The 604-nt window shown below is 44.2% G+C and carries 1 protein-coding gene; it reads left to right on the forward strand.

Translation table 11 applies throughout. The features are described from left to right. Positions 1-28 precede the first annotated feature (28 nt). A partial coding sequence (locus CAPSK01_RS04930) for an ABC transporter permease (RefSeq protein ID WP_034923303.1) occupies positions 29-604 on the forward strand: 576 nt, incomplete at its 3' end.

Here is a 604-nt window from a genome sequence, read left to right on the forward strand (position 1 = left end):
TATAACCCCAGGATAAAACCCCAACCGTATGCTAAAAAATTACCTTTTGGTTGCGTTCCGCAACATCAGCAGGCAAAAATTTTATGCGTTTTTAAATGTGATGGGCCTCACGGTGGGTATAGCCTCCTGTCTGTTTATTACCATGTATGTAAAAGATGAAATCAGTTACGATCGGATGCATCCGGATGCTGACCGCATGTACCGTGTAAACCTGGATGCCAAACTGGCCGCCCAGGAAATTGCCGTAGCGGTTTCATGCCCACCCATGGCGGCTGCACTGATTCAGGAAGTGCCCGAAGTAGAAAGCGTTGTTCGGGTGCAACAAAATGGAAGTGTGGTGATGAAATACGAAGACAAAGCCTTTACCCAGGAGCGTGTTTTTTCAGCCGACTCAAATTTCTTTTCATTTTTCAACTTTCCGTTGGTGGAGGGAAATTCTAAAAATGCTTTGAAAGAACCGAATACACTTGTGCTGACGGAAAGTGTTGCGCGTAAAATTTTTGGATCGGAAAATGCGTTAGGCAAATTACTGACCGTTGGAAATGACACAACCACTTATGTAGTAAGTGGTGTTGCGAAAGACCTTCCGGGTAATGTTCATTTT

The organism is Candidatus Accumulibacter vicinus (assembly GCF_000584955.1).
GTDB lineage: Bacteria > Pseudomonadota > Gammaproteobacteria > Burkholderiales > Rhodocyclaceae > Accumulibacter > Accumulibacter vicinus.